The sequence below is a fragment of the Dietzia sp. CW19 genome, from assembly GCF_014145265.1.
GTDB classification, from domain to species: Bacteria; Actinomycetota; Actinomycetes; order Mycobacteriales; family Mycobacteriaceae; genus Dietzia; species Dietzia natronolimnaea.
Genome location: NZ_JAALEE010000168.1, coordinates 1 through 5,173 on the forward strand (window position 1 = coordinate 1; position 5,173 = coordinate 5,173).

The window sequence follows — 5,173 nt, forward strand, 5'->3', positions numbered from 1 at the left end:
CGGCGGTCGCGCTGGGCCTGCGCCGCTGCCCGGGACCGCAGCACCAGGATCGCGCCGACCGCGCTGACCGCCATACCGACAGCCGCGAGAAGAGTGATCGGCACCCCGAACATCAGCCACACCCACACCATGGTGGTGGGCGGGGTGAGGTAGAGCAGGACGCTGGCCACCGTGGCGCCCCTGGTGCGGGTGACGAACACGTAGAGGACGTACCCGCAGAGCGTGGAGAGGAACACCAGCCAGGCCACCGCCACCCAGAACTCGGGCTCGGCCGGCACCGCGCCCTGCCCGGCCAGCAGCATCGCGGCGACCAGGGCCACCGCCGCGACGACCGACTGCATGGTGATGGACTGGAGGAGGGTCTCCGTGGGCCTGAGACGCTGGGTGAGGACCGTCCCCGTGGCCAGACTCAGCATCCCGGCCACCGGGAACAGGTAGGCCCACCACGGGGCACTGCCGGCACCCAGGCCGCCCGAGACCACCACCACGACGCCCGCCATTCCGAGCAGCATGCCGATCCACATGACCGGTGTGGTCCGTTCCCCGAGGAACCTGCCCGCGACCGTCGCCACGAGTAGTGGCTGCAGCGCCGCGATCAGCGCCGCCGTCCCGCCGTCGACGCCGCGGGCGACACCCTCGAAGATCATGAACAGGAACACGGCCTGACTGAACAGACCCAGCACCGCCTGCCGCGCCCACGCCCTCCGGTCGGTCAACCGCACGCGGAGCACGAGGCAGACCGAGAGCAGCAGGAGCCCGAGGATCGAGAACCGCCAGCCGAGCAGCTGCAGCGAGGTCCCACCGGTCCGGGTCCCGAGCTCCGCGCCGACGTAGCCCGAACTCCACATGATCACCAGTGCCACCGACGCCAGATGGCCGGCGTTGCGGCGGAGCGCATCTCGAGCGGGCTGGGACATCGGCACAGCCTACGAAGCGGCCGGTCTCGTCGTCGTCGTACCGTCGGCCCCACCCCCGACCCCCGCGCACGACATCCGGCGGCGGGGGCGACGGCGGGCGGGCATTCCCCCACGCCGACGATCACCGTTCCGGCCTCGAGCCGGGTGCCTGTGCGGCGCACTCTTCCCATACTGTGTGCCACACAGTACCGTGTGAGGCATGAGCGACGGAGTGGACGCGGTGCTGGGGACCCACCTGCAGGAGCTCCGGCGCGGCTCGGTGGTGCTGGCGAGCCTGCTGGCCTGCATGCGACCGCGCTACGGGTACGCCCTGCTCACCACGTTGGCCGAGGCCGGGATCTCGACCGAGGCCAACACCCTCTACCCACTGCTGCGCCGCCTGGAGGGTCAGGGGCTGCTCACCTCCACGTGGCGGACGGAGGAACCCCGACCCCGCAAGTACTACGAGACCACCGCGCTCGGTGCCCAGACCGCCGAGCTGCTCCACTCCGAATGGCAGGCGCTGGGCGCCTCCTACACCGATCTGCGGAAGGCGGAGACGTGATGTCCACACTGACCGATCGCTACATCGCCGAGGTGGTCCGGCGGCTGCCGGGCAGCACGAGCGACGACATCTCCGCCGAGATCGCCGCGACCATCGACGACATGGTCGCGGCCGAGCTCGACCGGCACGGCGACGGCGCCGCGGCTCCCGACCCCGACTCGATCGAGCGCGCCGTGCTCGGTCGGCTCGGTGACCCCGCCGCGCTGGCGCGTCGCTACTCGGGCGCACGGCACTACCTCATAGGGCCCGAGGTCTACCCGGCGTGGCTGCGTGTCCTGCGCTGGCTCATGCCGATCGTCGGCGCCCTGGCGGCGCTCACGAGCGCGATCGTCTACGTGGTGACGGCCCCGCAGGCCGAACTGGGCGGCCTCATCGGTGAGGTCGTCAGCGGGGTGGTGTCCGCCCTGCTGTGGGCGTTCGCGGCCTGGACCCTGCTCGTGGTGATCGTCGAGCGGACCACGCCCGAGGGGGGCCGCAACCTCTTCACCACGTCGACCGCGTGGGACCCGTCGGAACTCGACCATCCGCGGGTCCGGCCGGACACCCGCATCGACGCGATCGTCTCGTTGAGCCTCCTCGCGCTGCTCGCCGCCGTGCCCTTCGTGCCGTCGACGTTCCTCTACATCGGACACCTCAACGGCGGCGAGACGGTGGTGAACCCGGACATCCCCACCGTCTGGCTCGCGGGCTACCTGGCCCTGATCGGGGTGCTGGCGCTGGTGCAGATCCGGCGCCTGGCCCGCCCGGGCAGGTCCCGGCGGCGACTGGCCGTCGAGGTGGTCACCGACATCGTGTTCGGCGCCTTCCTCACGATCCTGGTCCTGACCCAGGAGTCGGTGATCCACCCCGACCTCGTCTCGGCCGACGGGGACGAGCTGCCGGCCGCGGCGATCCGATGGAGTGTCGTCGCGACCGTCTGGGTGATCGTGATCTGGGACCAGGTCGAGACCCTCCGGGCGCATCGGCGGGACACGGCCGCGACCCGGTGAGTCGTGGGCGGGGGGACGAACGACCAACGCCCCCGTCCGCGTGGACGAGGGCGTTGCCGGTACCGCTGCTGTGCGCCCGAAGGGACTCGAACCCCTAACCTCTTGATCCGTAGTCAAGTGCTCTATCCATTGAGCTACGGGCGCATTATTCATCTGTCGTGCCAGTTCAACCGGTCACCCGGTGCTCCGGCATGGCGGAGGCGAGAGGATTTGAACCTCCGGTCCCCTTTAAGGAGGACAACTCATTAGCAGTGAGTCCCATTCGGCCGCTCTGGCACGCCTCCTGGAGGCTCTGCTGAGCCAACGAGGGATAACAGTACACACCGGTCGGCGCGGTGCGCAAAACGGCCGGACACCCCGGCGTCATCCGGTGGTCCTACTCTGTACGCATGTCCCCCGACGTGCGCAGCGACCTCGACGCCATCCCCTCCTACGTCCCCGGCGCCACCGTCCCGGGAGCGGTCAAACTGGCCTCCAACGAGACCACCGCGGGACCGCTGCCGAGCGTGGCGGCCGCCATCGTGGACGCCGCGGCCGGGGTGAACCGCTACCCGGACATCACCGCCGGAGCGCTGGTGTCCCGGTTGGCGGAGTTCCTCGGGATCCCGTCGCGCAACATCACCGCGGGCTGCGGCTCGGTGGCGCTGTGCCAGCAGCTCGTCCAGGCGGTGTGCGCACCCGGGGACGAGGTCCTCTACGGCTGGAGATCGTTCGAGGCCTACCCCATCATCGCGCGCATCGCGCACGCCGTCCCCGTCCCGGTCCCGAACCGGGCCGACGGCACCCTGGACCTCGAGGCGATCGCCGACGCCGTGACCGACCGGACCCGGCTGATCTTCGTCTGCACCCCCAACAACCCCACCGGGCCGGCGGTCTCCCACGCCGAGCTCACCGCGTTCCTCGACCGCGTTCCGGAGCGGGTCACGGTGGCGCTGGACGAGGCGTACTACGAGTACCTCCGATCCGACGACCCGGTCGACGGCGTGGCCGAGTCCATGGCCAGGCCCAACGTCGTGGCACTGCGTACGTTCTCCAAGGCGTACGGCCTGGCGGGGCTGCGCGTGGGCTACCTGACCGGGCCGGCGGACCTGATCACATCCGTGGGGAAGATGGTCGTCCCGTTCTCGGTGAGCTCGCTCGCCCAGGCCGCCGGGATCGCCTGCCTCGACGCGGGCGACGAGCTCCGCGCCCGCACGGATGCGGTGGTGGCCGAACGCACGAGGGTCCGGGACGCGCTGATCGATCTCGGCCATGCCGTGCCGGAGAGCCAGGCCAACTTCGTGTGGCTGCCGCTCGGTGACGCCGCGGCCGAATTCGACTCGCACTGCCGCGACCACCTCGTCGTCACCAGGTGCTTCGCCGGCCACGGGGTGCGGGTGACGATCGGCGACCCGGTCGAGAACGACCGCCTCCTGGACGCCGCACGCGCTTTTGTGACCGGAACGTGACTGTTCCGGCGGGCTCCCGTGACCTCACACCGGCACAGTGGGCAAGGTTCGCGTGCGCAGAGCGGTGCTCCCGCTGGTGATCACGCGTGCCCGCGACGGATCGACACCGAAGGACATCGAAGGAGCCGGATGAGACAGCAGAGTTCATGGGACGACATGAACTCCTCGCTGGTCGGCACCCGCGTATGGTCCGGCTCACCATCCCCGGCGGACCACCACGGACCGGGCTCCCCCTCGCTCCGCCGGACCGCGATCGTCACGCTGGTGATCGTGGCCATCGGCGCCCTGGTCCTCACCCTCGCCGCCACCCCGCTCGCCGGTGCCCGCACCGGCGAGTCCGGCCGACCCTGGACGCCCTCGGAGGAGACGCAGTCGGTGCGCATCCTCGGCATCGGCGAGTTCTCCGGTGCGTTGACCCGGCCGGTGGGGTTCCAGGGCCAGCTCCGGGACGGCTCGGGAAACGTTCGGCCGGCGGGCGGTGGGGCCCACCTTGCCGCCACGGTGGGCAAGCTGCGCGACCAGGCCGGTGACGCGATGCTGCTGGCCACCGGTGACTCGATCGGTGGGACCGCTCCGGAGGCGGCGCTGCTGGGCGACCGGCCGACGATCGAGTTCTTCAACCGTCTCGGCGTGGACGGCGCCGGAGTCGGGAGGCGCGAGCTCGAGAAGGGGGCCGACCACGTCCGCTCCCTGGTCCGTCCGGGGTGCCGCACCGAGCAGGACTGCCGGGTGGACCCGCCCCTGCCACCGTTCCGCGGCGCGGCCTTCCCGTTCCTGGCCTCCAACGTCGTCCCCTCCCCCGACGCGGCTCCCACCTTCCCGTTCGCGATCCACCGCATCGGCGACGTCCGCGTGGGGGTCGTGGCCGTCACCCTCCCCTCCGACAGCGCCCCGGAGACGACGACCCGGCTCGCCGACCCGGTCAAGGCGGTCAACGAGACCGTGGAGGCGCTGCAGTTCCTCGGCGTGGAGGCGATCGTGGGCCTGGTGCAGTCCACCACCGTGCACGGCAACCTCGATCCCGGCGCCTGCCCCGACGAACTCACCGAGCTGGACCTGGTCAAGCGCCTGGACCCCGCCGTCGACGCGCTGATCGTCGGCGCCTCGGGCGGTCCCGCGACCTGCCGGGTGCGGGACGCGGAGAACGACGAGCGGGTGGTGGTGGCGCCCGCGTCCCACGGTCGGTCGGTCACCGTCGTCGACCTCGCCGTCGACCCCGCCACCGGCGACGTGATCCGCCCGCAGACCTCGGCGTTCAACCAGACGGTGAACCTC

4 protein-coding genes, 2 tRNA genes and 1 pseudogene are annotated in these 5,173 nt (G+C 71.3%); 4 read left to right on the plus strand and 3 right to left on the minus strand.

The window, feature by feature from the left end; translation table 11 throughout:
* On the minus strand, positions 1-917 hold a 917-nt coding region (locus G6021_RS05915; protein WP_182640843.1), incomplete at its 3' end, for a DMT family transporter.
* Positions 918-1,116: 199 nt separating this feature from the next.
* Here G6021_RS05915 and G6021_RS05920 point away from each other — a divergent pair.
* Positions 1,117-1,461, plus strand: coding sequence for a helix-turn-helix transcriptional regulator (locus G6021_RS05920; RefSeq protein ID WP_031265220.1), 345 nt, complete (start codon positions 1,117-1,119; stop codon positions 1,459-1,461).
* Complete coding sequence (locus G6021_RS05925; protein WP_179524301.1) at positions 1,461-2,450, plus strand: hypothetical protein; 990 nt, start codon at positions 1,461-1,463, stop codon at positions 2,448-2,450. Before G6021_RS05920 ends, G6021_RS05925 begins: the two co-directional genes overlap by 1 nt.
* Positions 2,451-2,521: 71 nt before the next feature.
* Here the strand turns inward: G6021_RS05925 and G6021_RS05930 are convergent.
* Positions 2,522-2,594: transfer RNA gene (locus G6021_RS05930), tRNA-Arg, on the minus strand.
* A gap of 48 nt (positions 2,595-2,642) precedes the next feature.
* Positions 2,643-2,734: transfer RNA gene (locus G6021_RS05935), tRNA-Ser, on the minus strand.
* 105 nt (positions 2,735-2,839) lie between these two features.
* Here G6021_RS05935 and G6021_RS05940 point away from each other — a divergent pair.
* Entirely contained in the window at positions 2,840-3,898 is a 1,059-nt protein-coding gene (locus G6021_RS05940) for a pyridoxal phosphate-dependent aminotransferase (RefSeq protein WP_179524273.1), read from the plus strand.
* A 129-nt stretch (positions 3,899-4,027) separates the two neighbouring features.
* Positions 4,028-5,173: pseudogene (locus tag G6021_RS05945) on the plus strand (bifunctional metallophosphatase/5'-nucleotidase); the annotation flags it as partial.